Source organism: Aureispira anguillae, from assembly GCF_026000115.1.
Classification (GTDB): Bacteria; Bacteroidota; Bacteroidia; order Chitinophagales; family Saprospiraceae; genus Aureispira; species Aureispira anguillae.
The window spans coordinates 3,313,939-3,334,232 of the sequence record NZ_AP026867.1 but is presented as its reverse complement, the minus strand read 5'-3'; the positions used below and the strand labels follow the sequence as shown (position 1 = coordinate 3,334,232).

The 20,294-nt window shown below is 41.9% G+C and carries 3 protein-coding genes; all 3 read right to left on the bottom strand.

Going from position 1 to position 20,294, the window contains the following annotated elements; genetic code table 11:
* Window positions 1–28: 28 nt before the first annotated feature.
* Complete coding sequence (locus AsAng_RS12850) at window positions 29–11,044, bottom strand: T9SS type B sorting domain-containing protein (protein ID WP_264793198.1); 11,016 nt, start codon at window positions 11,042–11,044, stop codon at window positions 29–31.
* A gap of 498 nt (window positions 11,045–11,542) precedes the next feature.
* Complete coding sequence (locus AsAng_RS12845) at window positions 11,543–18,724, bottom strand: T9SS type A sorting domain-containing protein (RefSeq protein ID WP_264793197.1); 7,182 nt, start codon at window positions 18,722–18,724, stop codon at window positions 11,543–11,545.
* A gap of 195 nt (window positions 18,725–18,919) precedes the next feature.
* Complete coding sequence (locus AsAng_RS12840; RefSeq protein WP_264793196.1) at window positions 18,920–20,245, bottom strand: DEAD/DEAH box helicase; 1,326 nt, start codon at window positions 20,243–20,245, stop codon at window positions 18,920–18,922.
* Window positions 20,246–20,294 lie beyond the last annotated feature (49 nt).

Here is a 20,294-nt window from a genome sequence, read left to right as displayed (position 1 = left end):
TTTTGACGAATGCCCCATACTTAAGTTACTAACGAATCAGGGTTAAATCTCCTTTGAAAATCTCAGTGCTACCATTAAAGTAGCGAACTTTGATGTAATAAATAAAGACGCCCGTGTTCATTTTTTGCCCTCTAAAACTACCGTCCCAGCCATAGGCAGGATAATTAGGACGAACATCATTGCGATGACAAACTAGCTCTCCCCAACGGTCAAAAACCATAAACTCCTCAATACGATCTACGGCACCAGCACTATAGAGCATAAATACATCATTGGTTTTATCTCCATTGGGAGAAAAAGCATTAGGGATGTAAACACCCTTGTCATCGTCTACTTCTATGAATACATCAGCAGTACTAACACAGCCTTCATCTCCTGTTACAGAAACGGTATATAAGGTTGAGGCAAAAGGTTGAGCCGTTAAATGATAACAACTATCACAACTTAAGCCAGTACTTGGCGTCCAAGTCACGATTGGATTGGTTGGTGCATTTATTGGCATTTGAACAAATAAAGGAACCGTTTCGCCAAATTTAATGCTCATATCATCAGGTACTTTTAAAACAACAGAATCGGCTACACTAATATTGGCTGTTGTAGAAAAAATACAACCACTCGCATCCGATATTTCAACGGCGTAGTTACCAGCTCCTAAGCCTGAAAAAGTGCCTGAACTTTGTACATTACCACCATTCAATGAAAAGAAATAAGGTGGTGTGCCTCCTGTAGCAGTAGCGACAATTTTTCCATCGGTATCCCCAAAACAATCTAAGGCATCGCCAGTGGCACTACCCGATAATTGGGCAGGATCTGTTATTAAGGTATTAATAGAAGTAGAACATCCATTGTTGTCAAGAACAGTGACCGCATAAGTACCAGCACTTAGATTGCTAATGGTAGAACTGCTTGGGTCAACAACCTGCACCCCTGTACTCCAATTGAAGGTATAGGGAATCGTTCCGTTTTGAGCCTCTGCTGTAATGATTCCATTGGCTCCATTGTTACAGTCTGCATTAATTATTTGACTAAATGAAGCTTGCAATTCGGTAGGTTCATACAAATAAAAGGACTCAATATGTGTGCAACCATTAGCATCTGTAATGGTACAATAAAAGGTATAATTAGCAGCGATTCCACTAATGGTAGAATCTACACTAAGGCTATTGGACCAAGCATAAGTCAGTGGGGCAGTTCCTCCTGATGCACTTACTGAAGCGGCTCCATCTGTAGCACCAAAACAACTAACATCACTGCTATTCGTATGAACGACCATAGGATTGGGATGATTGATAAAGACAGAATCTAGGATCGTACAACCTCTAGCATCAATCACAAGCAAGCTATTCCAGCCGTAGTTCAAATAAGTAGGAATGCTATCATTATAACTACTAACATTATTCCAACTAAAGTAATAGGGGGCGACTCCTCCTGATACAAGTGGCGTTGCAGAACCATTTTGATGGAGATTACAATCAATATCAATGATGTTGATAAACGACAAACTTAGTGGGGCAGGTTGTGTTACCAACTCCTGAAAAATATGGCTACAGTTATTTGAATCGGTTACGGTAACAGAATATAAGCCTGCTGCTAATCCCGTTGCAGTGGCATTGGTTTGACCATTTGACCACAAATAGGTATAAGTGCCATTACCTGTTCCTCCTGAAACTTGAATGCCTGCGATTCCATTGGCTCCTCCATGACAATTGACTGGAGTAGTGAAACTATTGGTTAATACAATAGGTAAGGGTTCTGTGATAATGATAGAACCTGTTGCTTGACAACCATTGGCATCCGTAATGGTTGCGGTATGGAGTCCTGCCGTTAAATTGGTATGGGTGGCAGTAGTAGTGCTATCAGCCCATAAGTAGGTGAAACTAGGTGTTCCTGAAATTGGGGTTATAACAGCAGAACCATCACTACCCCCAGCACAGGACACCGCTGTTAAAGCAGCAATTGACATACTGGTTGGAGCAGGTTCTATTAGCTGCACCTGAGCGGTATCGGAACAACCATTCGCATCCGTCACTAAAACGATGTAACGATGAGGTCCCAACCCTGTTGCCGTTGCTGTGGACTGTCCGTCAGGCCATAAGTAAGAAAAGGGAGCAGTCCCTCCAATTGGATGAGCAGTCGCTTGTCCATCATTGGCACCAACGCAACTAATATTTTGACCATTATAGTTAGAACTCACCAAAGCAGTAGCTTGTAATAAGCCTGGTGCTGTAATATGGATACTGGTACTGTCTAAACAACCATTGGCATCGGTAACGCTTACTTGATAAACACCAATACCTAGACCCGTTGCAGTGGCATTGGTTTGTCCATCCGACCATAAGAAGGTATAACCTCCTGTACCACCTGTTGCCGTAGCGGTTAGACTTGCATCAGTTGCACCATTGCAACTGATTGGGCTGCCATTATAATTAGAACTAATACTTGCTGTTGCATTTACTAAGGTAGGTGCTATTACTGTATCATTGATTGAGAACAAACAGCCATTGGCATCTGTCAAAGTCACGCTATAACCTCCAGCAACCAAGGCAGTTGCTGTAGCACTTGTTTGGCTATTGGACCACAGATAAGAATAGGGAGGAGTTCCACCTATTCCAACAGCGGTTATACGACCATCGCTGCCACCAAAACAAGTAACCGAGATAGAAGAAGAAGAAGCCGTTAATAGGCTAGGTTCGAAAATACTTACCAGATCCGTTAGGCTACAGCCATTATTGTCTGTAATAGTTATCTGATGAATGCCTGAATTTAAAGCGGTTGCAGTTGCAGTTGTTTCTCCATTATCCCATGTAAAGGTATAGGCAGGAATTCCTCCCGAAGGCACAGCAGTTGCCTGACCATCTGATAAGCCAAAACAACTTACGTTTTGCACCATTACAAAGGTATCACTGAGCGGAGGAGGAGCCGTTAAGGAATCTGTACTCATGGTCCAGCACCCATTGGCATCCACAACAGTAACAGCATAAGTACCTGCATTCATTCCTGATACGGTTGTACTGGTTTGTCCATCCGACCAAAGATAAGCATAAGCGCCTGTACCGCCAGTTGCGCTAACGGCTACAATGCCATCGTTTCCGTTGTGACAACTAACCTGATAACCATTGTAAGAGGAAAGAACATTGGTCGTAATAACAATTTGCGGAGGATGCATTAAGGTTACGCTATCCGTGGTAGAACAGCCTTGCGCATCGGTAATTGTAACGGGGTAAGTGCTGGCTTGAAGCCCTGTAATAGTTGCGGTTGTTTCTCCATTAAACCATTGATAAGTATAACCTGGTACTCCTCCCGAAGCGGAAATGCTTGCACTTCCATCATTGCCATCAGCACAAGAAATTTGCTGCCCATTATAAGGAGTCGCAATCGTAGTAGTAGTGAGCAATTGGGCAGGGCTGGAAATGGTTGCAGAAGCAGTTGTGTTACAGCCATGAGCATCGGTAATGCTAATGGTATACGTTCCTACTGCCAAATTAGAGGCAATGGCTAAACTATCGCCGTTACTCCATTGATAAGTATAACTAGGAGTTCCTCCACTAACGCTAAGATTAATAGTACCGTCATTGCTATCAAAACAATTCGCATTGGTAAGGGTAGCGAAAGCAGCTAAAGAATCAGGTTCTGAAATTGTAATGGCTGTAGCAGCAGAACAACCGTCGGAGTCTTCTACCGTAACGTGATAAACTCCTGCGCAAAGCCCTGTTGCCATTGCTGAGGTTTGGTGATTTGGATCATCCCAAGTGAAACTATAAGGATTGGCACTATTGCCCCCAGAAGCAGAAACAATTGCTGATCCATCACAATCGTTATAACAGGTTGTTGAGTTGGTATTAATAATGCTTAAATTTAAAGACGTATTGGCAGGAATCAAGACATTCGCACTAACAGTACAACCGTTATTATCCGTGACGGTCACCTCATTAAAGTTGGGACATAAATTGGTTGGAGCAGCGGTTGTATTACCATTGGTCCAGATATAACTGTAAGGGGCTTGTCCTCCATTTACAGAAATTGTAGCACTGCCATCGCAACCTGTAGAAGAACAATTGGAGGCAGTTGTATTTTGGATATTAACAGTTAAGGTACTTGGGGTAGTAATGGTAACCGTAGCAGTTGTATTACAATGGTTGCTATCGCTAATGCTTACGGTGTGGATGCCTGCATTAAGTGCTGTTGCTATTGAGGAAGTTTCACCATTATCCCATGCAAAAGAATAAGGGGATGTTCCACCAGTAGGCGTGGCTGCTGCTTGCCCGTCTGATGAGCCAAGACAGCTTACCCCTTGCAATTCAGCAGCTAAACTGCTAAGAACATTTGGTTCGGTTAAAGAAATCGTCTCTACAACAAAACAACCGCTATTATCGGTAACCGTTGCGGTATAGTTGCCAGCACATAAGCCTGATAAGGTTTGGCTGGTTGCTCCATTGTCCCATATAAACGTATGGGGTGCGCCAGTAGGAGGGAGCCCAATACTGATGGCTCCATTACAATCTCCATGACAAGCAATAGTTTGGTCAATCTGAGTACTGACGGCAAAAGCATTGGAATTGGCAATTACAACAGCCAAAGAAACGGTACAACTATTATTGTCTGTAACGGTTACTGTATTCGTTCCTGCACAAAGAGCGGTGGCATCTTCTGTTGTTTCGCCGTTGGGCCATAAATAGCTGAAACCACCTGCACCTCCACTTACTGTAATATCTGCTGTTGCATCACAAAGCCCACAACTAGCAACCGTTTGAGCATTTAAAGCAAGATTTATAGTAGTAGGTTCAGTAAGGGTAACTGCTAAATTAATGCGGCAGTGATTACTGTCTCGAACCGTAATGGTATAATTGTTAGCGGTCAGGTTAAGAAAGTCGCCACTTGTCGAGAAATTGATGCCATCAATAGAATAGGAATAAGGAGCTGTGCCTGTTCCTAGATTGGCTAGAACACTAATTGCGCCATCCGTGCCACCAAAGCAACTTACATTGGTCGAACTAATGAGGCTTGCAGCAAGGGCAGGGGGTTCTGTAATGTTAATCGAAACAGAATCTTGGCAGCCATTGGCATCTTGAACCAATACGCCATAATTGCCAGCAGGAAGATTGGTAAATGTAGGGCTAATTCCAGTGTTAAGTTGCCCTGTATTATTATATAGGGTATAACTGTAGTTTGGAGTGCCGTTTATGGCTAAAATTTGGATAGAACCTGTTGAGTCTCCCTGACAGTTAATATTGGTTTGGTTGGCAATAGAAGCAATTACGCTAGTGGGTTGGGTGATGAGAACCGTTAGCGTATCGGTACAGCCATTGTCATCAGAGACCGTAACGGAATGATTGCCTGCGCAAAGTCCTGTGGCATGAGCCGAAGCTTGACCATCTGACCAGATGTAATTATAATTTCCGATGACAGAGCCACCTGTAGCAGAAACAAAGGCTTGCCCATCACAAATTCCATTGCAAGTTGCCAGCCTAATAGAATCTAAACTAAGGTGGATTGGATTTGGTGTACTAATCGTTGCCACAGCAGTATCAAAACACAAATGATCGTCATAAACGGTGACACGATAAGAACCAATACAAAGTCCTGTTGCTGTTGCGTTGGTTTGGTTGCCTGCTGCTGCATCCCAAAGATAGGTATAATTGGTAGCAACAGAGCCACCTACTCCAATTACAGAGGCCTGTCCATTGCAATCTCCACTACAACTTACATCTAGCACATTTCCTATAGATGCAGTCATCAATAACCCGTTGTCAACAACAACATGAGCGGTGTCAAAACAACCATTTACGCCTGTTACGGTAACAAAATAAAGCCCTGCAGCTAGTCCAGTTGCAGTAGAATCTGTAGACCCATTACTCCAACTAAAAGAATAAGGAGCAACCCCTCCTTGCGTAACTGCTGAAGCAGTACCATCGTTAATACCTGAGCAACTCAAAGGAGTAGATACAGGAGATAAAACAGGGTCAGTGGTGGTGGTAATCATAATTTCTCCTACATTGTCACCACCCAGATTACCAAAACCACCGTCAATTTGAATAACATAAGGGGTATTGGAGGCTAAGCCTGTGTAGGTTTGTGACCAATTAAAGGGTTGTACATCACAAGAAGTAAAGGTTTGACAATCAACCAAACTATCGGGATTGTTGTCACAGGGCGTGCCATCTTGGAACAATGAAATATTAAATCCATCTGTTGGTGTAATTCCTAAAATACAGTTGCCATTAGATACCGCATTGATCACGTGCAGGGTTACATCACTACCATTACAATCGGAAACAAAATAATAATAGATTGAATTTTCGGGATTGTCACCCTCCGAACATTCATAATATCCAGCAGCGCCACCCGATACATTCTCGCCATGTGCTCCAGCAGTATTAAAGCAATAGGGGACATTGGGCAACATGGGAACGGCAAGGGCATCCAAGCAATTGTCAAAACCACAACCCTCGGAAATACACAACTCATAATCTTCATTGTCGTCATCTCCATCTTCGTTGAATACTTGTAGCCAAACGGTGGTTCCAGGAGGCGCTGCAATTTGGAACGATACATCGCTGCTAAGCCCTCCTTGGTCGCAAGAAATGGGACTGAGGTTATTACAAGATCCTGTATAGGCTACTACCGTTAAATCAGAAAAATCACCCACAATACCACCGCCAACATTGTCGTCATTTCCTTCTACTACCGCATTTCCTGAAGCTGGCATTGTAAACTGATACCAAGTATCTCCGCAGTTGCCTCCACAGCCTTGTGCAAAAGCAGGATTATAGGTAATGGTTGGCAAGCCATAATTGAGTTGAGAGAAGGTTCCATTGGCATTTAGGCAGGATTCCGATTGCACAGGCAAGGTGATGGCGCTGTCACAAGCATTATTGCTCGGTTCTGGATCATTGGGTTGCCCTGTTCCATAGCTGGGGTACATATCTTCAATTGAAATATTAAAGGTACCTTCAATGACTAAGCCAGAACCATCTACTTGGATAAAGTAGGTATTGCCTGGTTGTAGACAGGTTGCTTCTATATTTTCTGTAATTAGAGCTGTTGGCCAAGTAGAACTTTCAATCTGAGATAAGGTGCCAGTACAGGTATTGTTAGAAGAAGAAAAAACACGCACTTCGGGGTCCATTCCCAAGAATAAGTTGGTAGAAACCACATCAATTTCTACTCGCCCAGAAGGCGGTGCTGTAAACTGGTACCAAACCGTGTGGGTGGCGTAATTTCCAACACCAGGCTCTCCCAATTCTACATTGGCACAGACATTAGATTCATTGCTTCTAGTTTGAGTAGTATTGGGTACTCCAAAATTATAAGCATTACAAATGTGATTGTTATAAGGGAAATTACTTGTTCCTCCATCGTCTCGAACTTCTAGGGTAAACCAACCATCTTCATCCCCAAAGGCACCATTAGAACCATCTACTTGTAAGAAATATAAGCGACCTGGTTCTAAGCAATCGACACTAAGTGATTCATCTTTATTAAAAATATCATAATCGCTATCTACTTCCAAAAATGGCCCAGTGCAGGTATTGTTGGGAGAATAATAAAGCGCCAATTGAAGGTCAATTTCATCTCCAATATTATGAGGGTCATTTTGAGCATCAATGGTTACATTTCCAGAAGCTGGAGCGGTAAACGTAAACCAAACTGTTTTGTCTATACTGAATGCAGCAGGAGTAGGTTCGCCTGCTTCGGTATCCGAACAAAGATTGGTATAATCAATATTATTATTAATAGAGCCTCCATTGGGTACAACTCCTAAGGGTTCAGCATTACAAAGTATATTATAAGGTGGGCGATAGCCAGCACCATCGTCTCGTACTTCAATTTGGAAGTAGCCCTCTAAGTTGAGTACAGAGCCATCCACTTGTACCCAATAACGTCGTCCAGGATACAAACAGGTAACGCTAACATCCGCATCAAAACTGAATAGGGGATCTGCATCACCATTTTCTAATAAAGACATATTACCCGTACAAGTACCATTACTGGATTCGTAGACGGCTAATTGCAAGTCAACCGTATTGCCTATTCCCGCAGGATCAGATTCTACAGAAATGCTTACGTTGGAAGTTGTGTTAACGCCAGGATGATTGGGAGCAATAAATGAAAACCAAACCGTTTGTTCTATCGCAAAGGGGCTAGGTTCTCCTGGTTCTACATCTGCACAAAAGTTATAATAATTGGTATTGTTACTGATTGAACCTCCAATTGGTACCGTACCCAGGTTTTCATGTTGACAGATTAAGTCATTGGTGGGAATTGGTACAGGCGTTGCTGCCGAAATGCTAATATCAAAATAGCCTTGCACATCTAGGAAAGAGCCATCTACCATAACAAAGTAGGTTTTCCCTGCTTCTAAACAAGGAACGTTTAAACTTTCATTAAATAAATCAAGTAAAGAATAACCGCTCTCTACCTCTGAAAGTGTTCCTGTACATAAATTATTACTAGATTCAAAAACGGCAACTTGTAAGTCAATGGCATCTTGATTGCCCAAAGGCCAAGGTAAACTAGAAGTGCAATTAATATCTACCGCATAAGGCCCTCCTGTTGCGGGAGTGGTAAAAGTATACCAGACCGTTTGGTCGGTGCCAAAAGCAGAAGGATTGGGATCTCCCAAATCATCTGCGCATAAATTGTGTTGATTGTTAATTCCTACTGTTCCTGCAAAAGGATTTCCCAAGGCAATGGCATTGCAAATAGAATCATTGGGGGCAACAGGAATAGAAGGAATTTCAGTAATTGTAATATCAAAATACCCCTCATGTCCTCCTAATAAAACAGGGGGAGCCCCATCGACTTGAACATAATAGGTTTGACCAGGGGTTAGACAATAGACATCTAGGTCTACATCATATAATAAATCATCGCCACTAACATGTTCTCGCCAAGGTCCCGTACAGCTAGGGCTGACCCAAACGGCTATTTGTAAGTTGATGGGATCTGTACCACTCAAGACAGGATCAGAGTTGAGCTCAATATTGACATTTCCTGTGGATGGAGCAACAAAGGTATACCAAACGGTTTGGTCTGCTGTAAAACCAGAGGGCTGAGGCTCGCCTGTGGCAGTTGCACAAAAATTATTCTGAGAACCATGGCTTGTTATTGGACTTGTGCCAACAGAACCCCCTGTTGGGTCACCTAAGGCCAATGCATTACAAGGTTCATCATAGGGCGATGCCAAATCACGAGGGTCGCCATAGACCTCAATATCAAAAATACCAATTTGGAGATCTGGGTCAATCAAAGAACCTTCGCCATCAACCAAAATCCAGTATTCACGCCCAGGAATTAGGCATTCCACTTCCATATCTTCGTCCCAAAGAACACCAATTCCCTCATGTTCCGACTTGATTTCTGAGGGAACACCTGTACATACCGCACCTGTGAGGTCATAAACGGCAACTTGCAAATCAATATTATCACTGCTTAATAGCCCCCCATTATCCAAGCGAATTTCTACTTTACCAGAGGGCGGTGCAATAAAGGTATACCAAACGCCTTGGTCATTTCCCCAATTGGAGGGAATAGGCTCAAAGATATTGTCTGCGCAATAGTTATTTTGATCAACCAGCCCAACGGTACCACCTGCGCCAGGATTTCCCAAGGGGATGGCATCACAAATTAAATCATTAGGGGCAGGAAAAATACCGCCATCTGTAACCGTTATATCAAAAATACCATCTACATTGAGCGGAGAGCCATCGACCATAATCCAATAGTTAGCTCCAGGAGTTAAGCATTTTACATCCATTGTTTCCCCAAATAAGCCTGGGGTATAGTCCGAATGAATAAAATTAAGCGTTCCAGTACAAGCCCCCGTACTTGTTTCGTAAAGGGCTAATTGCAAGTCAACGGCATCCGTGCCCAAGGGCCAAGGTAAGTCACTATCGGCATCAATAATCACATGCCCAGAAGGTGGGGCTTGAAAGCGAAACCAAACGGTTTGATCCGAAGCCCAAGCACCAGGCGTTGGGTCGTTAATATTGGTTGCACAAACGTTAGAACGGCTTAAGTTGGGGGTAGCAACAGCCCCTCCATGAGGCACGGCTCCCAAAAATTCGGCATCACAAATCTCATCTGCGGCTTGCAAAACGCCTCCATCTACTACTTGCAGCCCAAAGAATCCTTCTTGTCCTCCTGTATTCACTAAGAACGTACTTTCTCCATCAACCAATATAAAATAGGTTGTATTAGGGCTCAGGCAACTGACGGCCATGTCTTCATCGTTTAATAGACCTAGCCCTTGATAATCTTCTTGCACCAAATTTAGCGTACCCGTACAACTGCCATTGCTAGATTCGTAAAGCGCCAATTGTAAGTCAATGTCATCGCCTAAATTTTGAGGATCACTAACCGCTTGTACTTCAATTACTGCTGCAGGAAAAGCACCTGTTGTAAATTGAAACCAAACTCCTTGATCATTATTGCCCCCCCAAGGGTTGGGGTCACCAATATTGTCTGCGCAATAGTTACCATAATTACTTAAACCATTATTGCCAAGGGTTGAATTAGAATTTAGCGTGCCTAGATTAATCGCATTACAAATTGTATTATAAGCACCACCTGGTAAGGTAAATGCCCCCGTAGCTGTGATGGTAAAATTAATATTGGCCGTACTAGATCCTCCTACAGCAAGACTATAAGTAATTGAGTTACCTGGAGCAGGAGTAGCAAAATTTTGACAAATTTGCTCTAAGCAACTTTGACTAACCACACAGGCTGTTCCATCGTCTTCAAAGGCTCGTAGGCAAATTTGTAAATTGGCAGGATAGTTATTGGCGCAATTAAAGACCTCACTATATTGAGTATTGGGTGGGTTGGTAAAACAAAAGCCCGCTCTAGGATAGGTGGTGTAGCCTTGCCCTGCTACTTGAACTCTCCAATGCGGTTCTGGTCCTCCACCAAAGAATCCATCGGTACAAGTTGTGGTTGAATTACCACTATTGATGCGTACACTTAAGGTGACTTGTGCGTATAGGGAATTACTAATTAATAAAAAAAGAAGTGTAAAAATATAGTGTGTAAGTAATATTTTCATAGTAATTATTCTTGAAAATTACCTTGGTAACTTTGGTGATTGATCGTGATTGGCTATAGGTCTAAAACTACTTTATTGAAGGGGTTTATTCAATATATCCAGTAAGTTTATTGTACTCAATTTTTGCTAAAAAAGGTCTTCTTAACTTTTAGAATAACAGACTCCTAAACTTTTAATAACTAGTAAATATACAGAATTTAAACGATTTTTTTTAGAAATCATTGTTAGAGGCTTTGGAAACGAGGTTGATTTTAACTGACGGGTTAGTTTTATTGCTTAATCGTTTTATTCATTACTCCGCTAGAAACCCGAACTCAGCTATGTTGGCTCATAAGTGATAGCGAACCATAAGCACTAGCGTACTAGCGAACCTAGCAGCGCAGCTAAACAGAGCTTGCGGGCTCACGGCCGTAGGGAGATTATGAAATGGAAAAAAGCAGAATTTTGTGAGCGTTGTTGGAATAAAAAAAGCGACTACTGAAAAGTAGTCGCTTAGGGTTAATATTTATTTTTGATGACTTTTGCTAAGTGAACATAGCCTGTTTTTTTATGGCGAACGCTTACCATATAAGTTCCAGGAGGATAGTCATTCAAATCGGTAGGTATATTGTTGGTACCAACTACTGCTTGATGTTCTTTTACATCAATGAGTTTACCCAGTACATCTAATACCTTGATTTCTAGTTTTTCCTTGTCTTTTGCTTCATATTGATAATACAAGTAACCATCTGTAGGATTAGGATAAAAATTATAAGCCAAATGATCTCGCTCGATGCTCAATAGTACAATGTTAGAATAGGTAGAGGTTCCATCTAAATCTACTAATTCTAGACGATAATAATTAGGACCTTCAAAAGGATTGACATCATCAAAGGTATAATGTGTGGTACTTGTTGATTGTCCTTTTGCTGAAACGGTGCCTATTTTCTCAAAACTAAAGCCATCTAAACTACGCTCAATGTTAAAATAAGCACTGTTGTCTTCTGTTTCAGTTCCCCAACTTAAGTAGTTGATTTTATTATCTGTTGTACCATCAAAATACAACCAATCTACAGGTAATAGATCAACAGGAATTAAAACAATCCCCGCAGAACCTCCAGAGAAACTAGTAATGTTTTGAAGCTCTACATAATTAATGGCATTAATGGTCGTACCCAAAGGACCAGACAGATGTAAACTATCGTAAATTGGAGCATCATAATTAGCGCCTTCGTTTTTGAACCAATAAAAACCAAGTGGATAAGGATATTTGTAGGTATAACCACAAGCAGGATAAGCTGCCATCCAGTTGATCGCTGCCGTTTCTATAGCCGTTCGTTCTGCTGGTTCATAGTAGAATCGGACATTATAAGGAGCATTAACAGCTCCTCCACCAAGGTCAACATTCCAGCTTCGTTCCATTTCAAAACGTTCTTCGCCTGGGGTCCAGCCTGTAGCACAAGAAGTTGGCGCAAAAGGACCTTCCGATTCTTGATAATAAGCGGTAGAATCCCAAATAGTAACGAGAGGAAAGCCAGTTGTAGCACCTGTTGTAATATCTCCCTGAATGGAGAAAATAATATCGTCCCCAACAAAGAAATGATGCCAACCACTATTGTCAGTACAATAAGTATTGGTACTGGTTCCGTTGGCAGCGTAAATATAACGTTTAACAAAGAGAGTAATGCTAGAATCAGCAGTGTTGCCACATAAGCTTTCTCTGCGGACATAGTAGGTTCTGGTTGTATCTGTTACGATATTGATACTATTTCCTGTGCCAACAAAAAGCCCTGTTCCATTAGGTCCTGTGTACCAATTGGTGACGGCTCCAGTTCCTGCAATACCCCCTGAAGCTGTTAACGTAACCGTTGTATTAGGACAGAAAGTACCAGCTAGTGGATTGATAATAGGAGGAGTAGACGCAATTGGCGCAGTAATAATAACGCTTGTACTATCAGTACACCCTTGACCATCTGTAACAGTAACGGCATTAAAGCCAGGACATAAATCGCTTGGAACAGCATTGGTATTGCCATTAGACCAAAGGTAATTGTAAGTGCCTGATCCTCCTGTAACAACACTGGTTGCACTACCTGTACAAACCGATGAGTCGCAGTCGGAAGCAATACTATTAATAAGATTAATGGACAGTACAGCAGGTTCTGTTATGGTTACTTGCGTAGAATCAAAACAACCCAAATCATCGTAAACAGAAACAGAATACGTGCCTGCACACAATCCTGTGGCAGTAGCATTGGTTTGATTATTAGCAGCAGCATCCCATAGGTAGGTATATCCTGTTGTTACCGTACCACCGATGCCTGTAACAATAGCTTGTCCATCACAAACAGCATTACACGTCACAGGAGTAGGAGGCAACATGGCAGCAGTAACCAATAAGCCATCATCAACAAAAACACTAGCGGTATCTGTACAGCCATTGGACCCTGTAATCGTTACGGTATAATTGCCAGTAGCCAAGCCTGTCGCAACAGAATCAGTAACGCCATTAGACCACAAGAACGTAAAGGGAGGAACGCCTCCACCTGTAACCGCAGCAGCAGCAGTACCGTCATTTAGACCAGAACAAGTAAGTGGAGTAGCTACAGGAGCTAAGATAGGATTGGTCGTTGTTGTAATCATAACCTCACCTTGATTGTTTCCACCTGCATTTCCAAAGCCACCGTCAATTTGAATCATATATGGTGTATTAGGAGCCAAGCCCGTGTAGGTAAATGACCAGTTGATGGGTTGAACATCACAAGCTGTAAACGATTGGCAATCTACAAGAGCAGTAGGATTGTTGTCGCAGGGCGTTGCATCTTGGAATAAAGAAATATTAAATCCATCAGATGGGGTAATACCCAATAAACAGCTACCATTGATTTGCCCATTCATAATATGTAAGGTGACATCACTACCATTACAGTCAGACTCAAAATAGTAATAAACAGAATTTTCAGGATTGTCTCCCTCGCTACATTCATTATAACCAGGAGCTCCGTTGGCAATATCTTCCCCTTCTGCACCCGAAGTATTCCAACAATAAGGAACATTAGGTAACATAGGAACCAATAAGGCATCTAAACAATTGTCAAAGCCACAGCCTTCGGATACACAAATTTGATAATCTTCTCCATTATCATTTCCATCATCGTCAAATACCTGTACCCAAACGGTTGTTCCAGGTGCGGCTGCAACTTGGAAGGAAACATCGCTATTAAGACCACCTTGTCCACAATCAATAGGCGTTAAACCATTGCAAGTACCTGTGTAGGCAACTACTGTTAAATCAGAATAATCTCCTGTAACACCGCCAACCGCATCATCGTTTCCTTCAATGACAGCATTTCCTGAAGCGGGCATTGTAAATTGATACCAAGTATCTCCACAGTTGCCTCCGCAGCCTTGCGCATAAGCAGGGTCATAGGTAATGGTTGGATAACCATAACTATTGGTTTGGAAGGTTCCGCCACCATTGATGCAAGATTCCGTTTGAACGGGCAATACAATAGCGTTGTCACAACTATCGTTGCTGGGCTGTGGATCATTCGCAGCCCCTGTTCCATAACTGGGCATTAGATCAACAATATCAATATTAAAAGTACCTTCTTTGGTTAGCAATTGACCATCTACTTGGATAAAATAAACGTTGCCAGGAACTAAGCAGGTCGCTTCTATATTTTCTGTAACTAGAGCCGTTGGCCATAGAGAGCTTTCTACTTCAGTGAGCACCCCTGTACATGTATTATCAGAAGAAGCATGAATATAAACTTCAGGGTCTATTCCTAACAGAAGATTGGTTGATACTACATTGATTTCAACTCGCCCAGAAGGAGGGGCAATAAATTGGTACCAAACGGTATGGGTCGCATAACCACCAGCACCAGGCTCTCCAACTTCTATATTGGCGCAAGCATTACTTTCGTTGGTGCGAGACTGAATGACCCCTGTAGGGGTGCCAAAACTATAGGCATCGCAAATGCTATTGTTATAAGGAAAGTTGCTAGTCCCTCCATCATCAATTACCTCAAGAGTAAACCAACCATCCTCATCTCCCAATAAGCCACCAGCACCATCTACTTGCAAATAGTAAACTCTACCACCTTCTAAACAATCTACAGTAAGCGATTCATCTTTGTTTAAAGCATCATAATCGCTATCTACTTCTAAGAAATTTCCTGTACAGGTGTTATCGTCAGAATAATAGAGTGCCAATTGCAAATCTACCTCATCCCCAATGTTGTTGGGATCGCTGTACCCATTGATCGTGACATTGCCAGAAAGTGGTGCTACAAAAGTAAACCAAGCCGTTTTGCCAATACCAAAGGCAGCAGGATCAGGTTCTCCTGTTTCGGTGTCAGTACATAGGTTGGTGTAATTAACATTATTGTTAATGCTGCCAGCATTGGGAACCGTCCCTAAATTAACAGCATTACACATCATATTATAAGGAGGACGAACGCCTTGTCCATCATCTTGCACCTCTATTCTAAAATAGCCCTCTTGATTTAAAATAGAACCATCTACTTGCACATAATAACGTTGACCAGGGTAGAGGCAAGTGACACTAGCACTCGCATCAAAACTAGTTAATGGATCTGCTTCTCCATTCTCTACCAAATTCATAGTGCCAGAGCAAAGTGTATTGCTCGATTCATAAACCGCTAACTGCAAATCTACATTGTCGCCCAAATTACCTGGATCAGAAGTTACATTAACCGTCACATTAGCCGTTGCGTTTGCACCAGTATGGTTGGGAGCAACAAATGAAAACCAGACGGTTTGTTCTATGGCAAAAGGATTGGGTTCTCCTGCTTCTATGTCAGAGCAAAAGTTGGAATAATCGACCCCATTATTGATTGAACCAGCATTGGGAACCGTTCCTAAATCAATATAATTACAAATTAGATCATTGGTAGGAATGGGGACAGGAGTAGCAGGAGTAAGGTTTAGATCAAAATACCCCTGTACATTAAGAACAGAACCATCTACCATCAAGAAATATGTTTTATTTTCTTCTAAACAGCGTACGTTCATAGATTCATTGAATAAGTCGAGAACGGAATATTCACTGGTCATTTCGGTTAAGGTACCTGTACAGGTATTGGTAGAGGATTCGAAAACGGCTAATTGCAAATCTACCGCATCTGTGCCAAGCGGCCAAGGAAGATCTGAGGTTGCCTGAATGTCTAACGCAAAGGGACCGCCAGTAGTTGGTGTTGTGAAGGTATACCAAACCGTTTGATCCGTACCAAAGGCAGAAGGAGTGGGATCGCCCAAATCACCTGCACAAAGGTTGTGCTGATTGTTAATGGTAATTGGCGTAGTCCAAGGATTGCCCAAAGCAACGGCTCCACAAATGGTATCGTTAGGAGACACAGGAACAGGAGGAATTTCTGTAATTGTTATATCAAAATAGCCTTCGTGCCCTTCCAATAGAACAGGAGGTTCTCCGTCAATCTGTACATAATAAGTTTGACCAGGAACCAAACACCAAAGATCCATACTAACATCATAAGTGATGTCACTACCACTAATTTCTTCAATCCAAGGACCAGAACAGCCTGGCGTACGATAAACGGCAATTTGTAAATTAATAGCATCAACGCCGCCCACGACAGGATCACTATTCAAGTCAAAGTGTACCGCACCCGTAGCAGGAGCTACAAAGGTGTACCAAACTGTTTGGTCTGCTGTAAAGTTAGAAGGTTGAGGCTCTCCAATAGCATCTGCACAAAAATTATTTTGAGAACCATGCAGGGCAGTAGGAGTGGTAGAAACAGCGCCACCAGTTGGATCTCCTAAAGCAATGGCATTACAAGGTTCGTTGTTGGCAGCAGGTGGGTCTTGTGGATCTCCATAGACCTCAATATCAAAAAGACCTTCTCGAAGATCAGGATCAATCAAAGACCCTTCGCCATCTACTAAAATCCAATATTCACGACCAGGAATAAGGCAATCTACCCACATATCTTCGTCCCATACTACGCCAATTCCATCGTGTTCAGATTTTATTTCGGTAGGTGTACCCGTACAAACTGCTCCTGTTAGGTCATAAACAGCTACTTGTAAATCAATTCTATCTTGACTCAATAAGCCATAGTCATTTAAGCGAATTTCAACTTTTCCAGAAGGAGGAGCAATAAAGGTGTACCAAATTCCCATATCATTTCCCCAGTTGTTTGGGATGGGTTCAAATAGGTTGTTGGCGCAATAATTATATTGATTTAGCAAACCTACTGTGCCGCCAGAACCAGGGTTGCCCAAGGGGATAGCATCACAAATCAAATCATTGGGAGCAGGGTATTGTCCGCCATCGGTGATGGTTAGGTCAAAAATGCCATCTACATTTAGAGAGGAGCCATCTACCATAACCCAATAATTATCACCAGGAGTGAGGCAACGTACGTCCATTTCTTCTCCAAATAAGCCAGGCGTATAATCACTGTAGATATGATCTAAGGTACCTGTGCAAGTCCCTGTACTGGTTCCATATACTGCTAGTTGTAGGTCTACGGCATCTACTCCTACAGGGAATAGTGCATCTGACTCTGCTTCTATAAAAACATGCCCAGAGGGAGGTGCTTGAAAGCGAAACCAAACGGTTTGGTCGGATCCCCAAGCTCCAGGGGTTGGGTCATTGATATTGGTAGCACAGACATTAGAACGACTTAGAGCTGGTGTTGAAACAGCACCTCCTGCTGGAACTAAGCCTAGATTCTCTGCATCGCATATTTCGTCTCCTGCTTGTTGAATGCCATTGTCATTGATTTGCAAACCAAAAAAGCCTTCTACGCCATTTGCAGTGATTAAAGTATAAGCTTCGCCATCTACCAATAGAAAATAAGTTGTGTTGGGACTGAGACAATTAACGCTCATGTCTTCATCCCAGACGGTTCCAATTCCTTCATAATCTTCTTGAACTAAGGTTAAGGTTCCCGAACAAGTACCATTACTTGATTCATATAAGGCTACTTGCAAATCAATTCCATCGCCTCGACCTTGTGGGTCACTGTCTAAATCAAATTCTATAACAGCAGCAGGAGAAGGACCTGTTGTAAATTGGAACCAAACACCTTGATCGTTATTTCCTCCCCATGGATTGGGGTCGCCTGCATTACCTGCACAAAAGTTACCATAATTACTTAGGTTGCTATTGCCGACAGAACTGTTGGAATTTAGGATACCCAAATTGATGGCATTACAGACTTGATCATAGGTAGAACCAGGAGGCCAACTACCAGTTGCCGAAATGGTAAAGTTGATATTGGCAGAACTAGATCCACCCACACTAAGCGCATAGGTGATCGAATTACCAGGGGTAGGAGTAGCGAAATTTTGGCAAATTTGTTCCAAACAGCTTTCACTTACAACGCAGGCTCCACCATCATCTTCAAAAGCCCGTAAACAGACTTGCAAGGTACTAGGATAGCTACTAGAGCAGTTAAACTGCTCGCTATACTGTGTATTGGGTGGGTTGGTAAAACAAATGCCAGCAGTAGGATAAGTCGTGTATCCTTGTCCTGCTACTTGAACACGCCAATGAGGTTCTGGACCACCGCCTAGCCAGCCATCCGTACAACTTGTGCTTGAATTTCCGCTGTTAATGCGTACAGTGAGGGTTACTTGTGCAAACAGACTATGAATGGTAAATGTCAAAAAACAAGTCAAAAAAAAGTGTAAATACTTGGATTTCATATTTATATTTTTTCAATACCAATAATCGAGTTAAAAAAAATGGTTAATAGTAGGACATGAAGAGGTTTGTTTTTAACTCTGTTTACTTTTAATTTTTGATAGGTATGGGAAAACGACCCTTAAGATAGAAAAATAAGGGTGAAATTTATATTTGTTAATGTTAAAAAGCAAATTAATGACTTTATAAACAAACGATTAGCGAGCCAACTCAATAAGAACTTTTTTCTTTTTAATGCGTTGTTTGTTAATGTTTTTTATGACTTGCTTGGTCTTGTTTTGTTTGACAGCTACATAAGAAATGTACTCTTTGACCACCACCAAACCTAAGTCCTCTTTTTGAAGCTGTCCTTTTTTGAAGAGGGTACCAACAATATCAAATTTATTAACTTTATCTTTCTTGCCAGCACTAATATACAAGGTTTGCCATTCTGGTTGTTTGAGAGGGGGGATAGCCAAAGGAAGCTCAATATATTCGATGGTTTCATCAATATAAGTTCTCCAAGGTTTATCTTCTTCTAGAATTAGATAAGCGGTTCCTCTGGCTTCCATCCGAGCAGTACGACCATTTCTATGAATAAATTCAGCTTCTGTATGCGGCAGTTGATAATGAATGATATTTTGGATGGTTGGAATATCTAAGCCCCTTGCTGCTAAATCTGTTGTTACTAAGATGTTGTGGCTGCCATTTCGGAATTTGATGAGGGCTAGTTCTCGCTCTTTTTGTTCTAAGCCACCATGAAATATACCATGTATAATTCCTTTTTTGAAGAGCAAGTGGCTTACTTTTTCTACCGTTGCCCTCTGGTTGCAGAAAATAAGTGTTGCGCTATTCCCTACATAGTTGACTAATTTTATGAAATCACGAACTCTATGCTCACTTTGAGTGATTAGTGCTTTGGTTGTTAGTGAGTTGGATTGGTTCTTTGAAAGGAAGTTGAGCGTAGTAGGTTGCTCTAAATGAACAAAATCAGGTACTTCTACCGCTGTTGTAGCAGAGGTAAGAAAGCGTCTTTGTAGGTTATGTAGTTGTTCTATAATGAAAGACATTTCTTTGGCAAATCCCAATTCCAATGATTTATCAAATTCATCTAGAATGAGGTGTTTTATACCTTCTGTTGCAAAACTTTCTCTGCGCAAGTGGTCGGCAATTCTACCTGGTGTACCAACTAAAAGTGTAGGAGCGATTTGTAAATTTTGCAATTCTGTTTTGATGGGATGCCCACCATAGCAACAATTAACTTTAAAACCTGTTTGCATATTTCTAAAAACCTGCGTAATCTGTAGCGCAAGTTCTCTAGAGGGCACCAATATAAGTGCTTGGACAGCAGGTGTTGGTTTTTCTTCTAATGTTTTTAGTAAAGACAATAAAAAAGCCAATGTTTTCCCTGATCCAGTAGGAGAGAGCAGTACAATGTTTTTGGCAGATTGAGCAGCTGTCTCCATTGCTTGCTGCATGTCATTTAACGCATCAATTTGCAAGCGTTTTAGTATATTCTCCGTTGTGTTTTTGTTCGATTTCATGCCGCAAATATACATAAATATCGAACAAGTTGGATAAGCTGAGTTTTGA

Bases quoted from the DNA above. Each gene is read 5' to 3' on its own strand.
- AsAng_RS12845 (WP_264793197.1), bottom strand. From the start codon at position 18,724: ATGAAATCCAAGTATTTACACTTTTTTTTGACTTGTTTTTTGACATTT.
- AsAng_RS12840 (WP_264793196.1), bottom strand. From the start codon at position 20,245: ATGAAATCGAACAAAAACACAACGGAGAATATACTAAAACGCTTGCAA.
- AsAng_RS12850 (WP_264793198.1), bottom strand. From the start codon at position 11,044: ATGAAAATATTACTTACACACTATATTTTTACACTTCTTTTTTTATTA.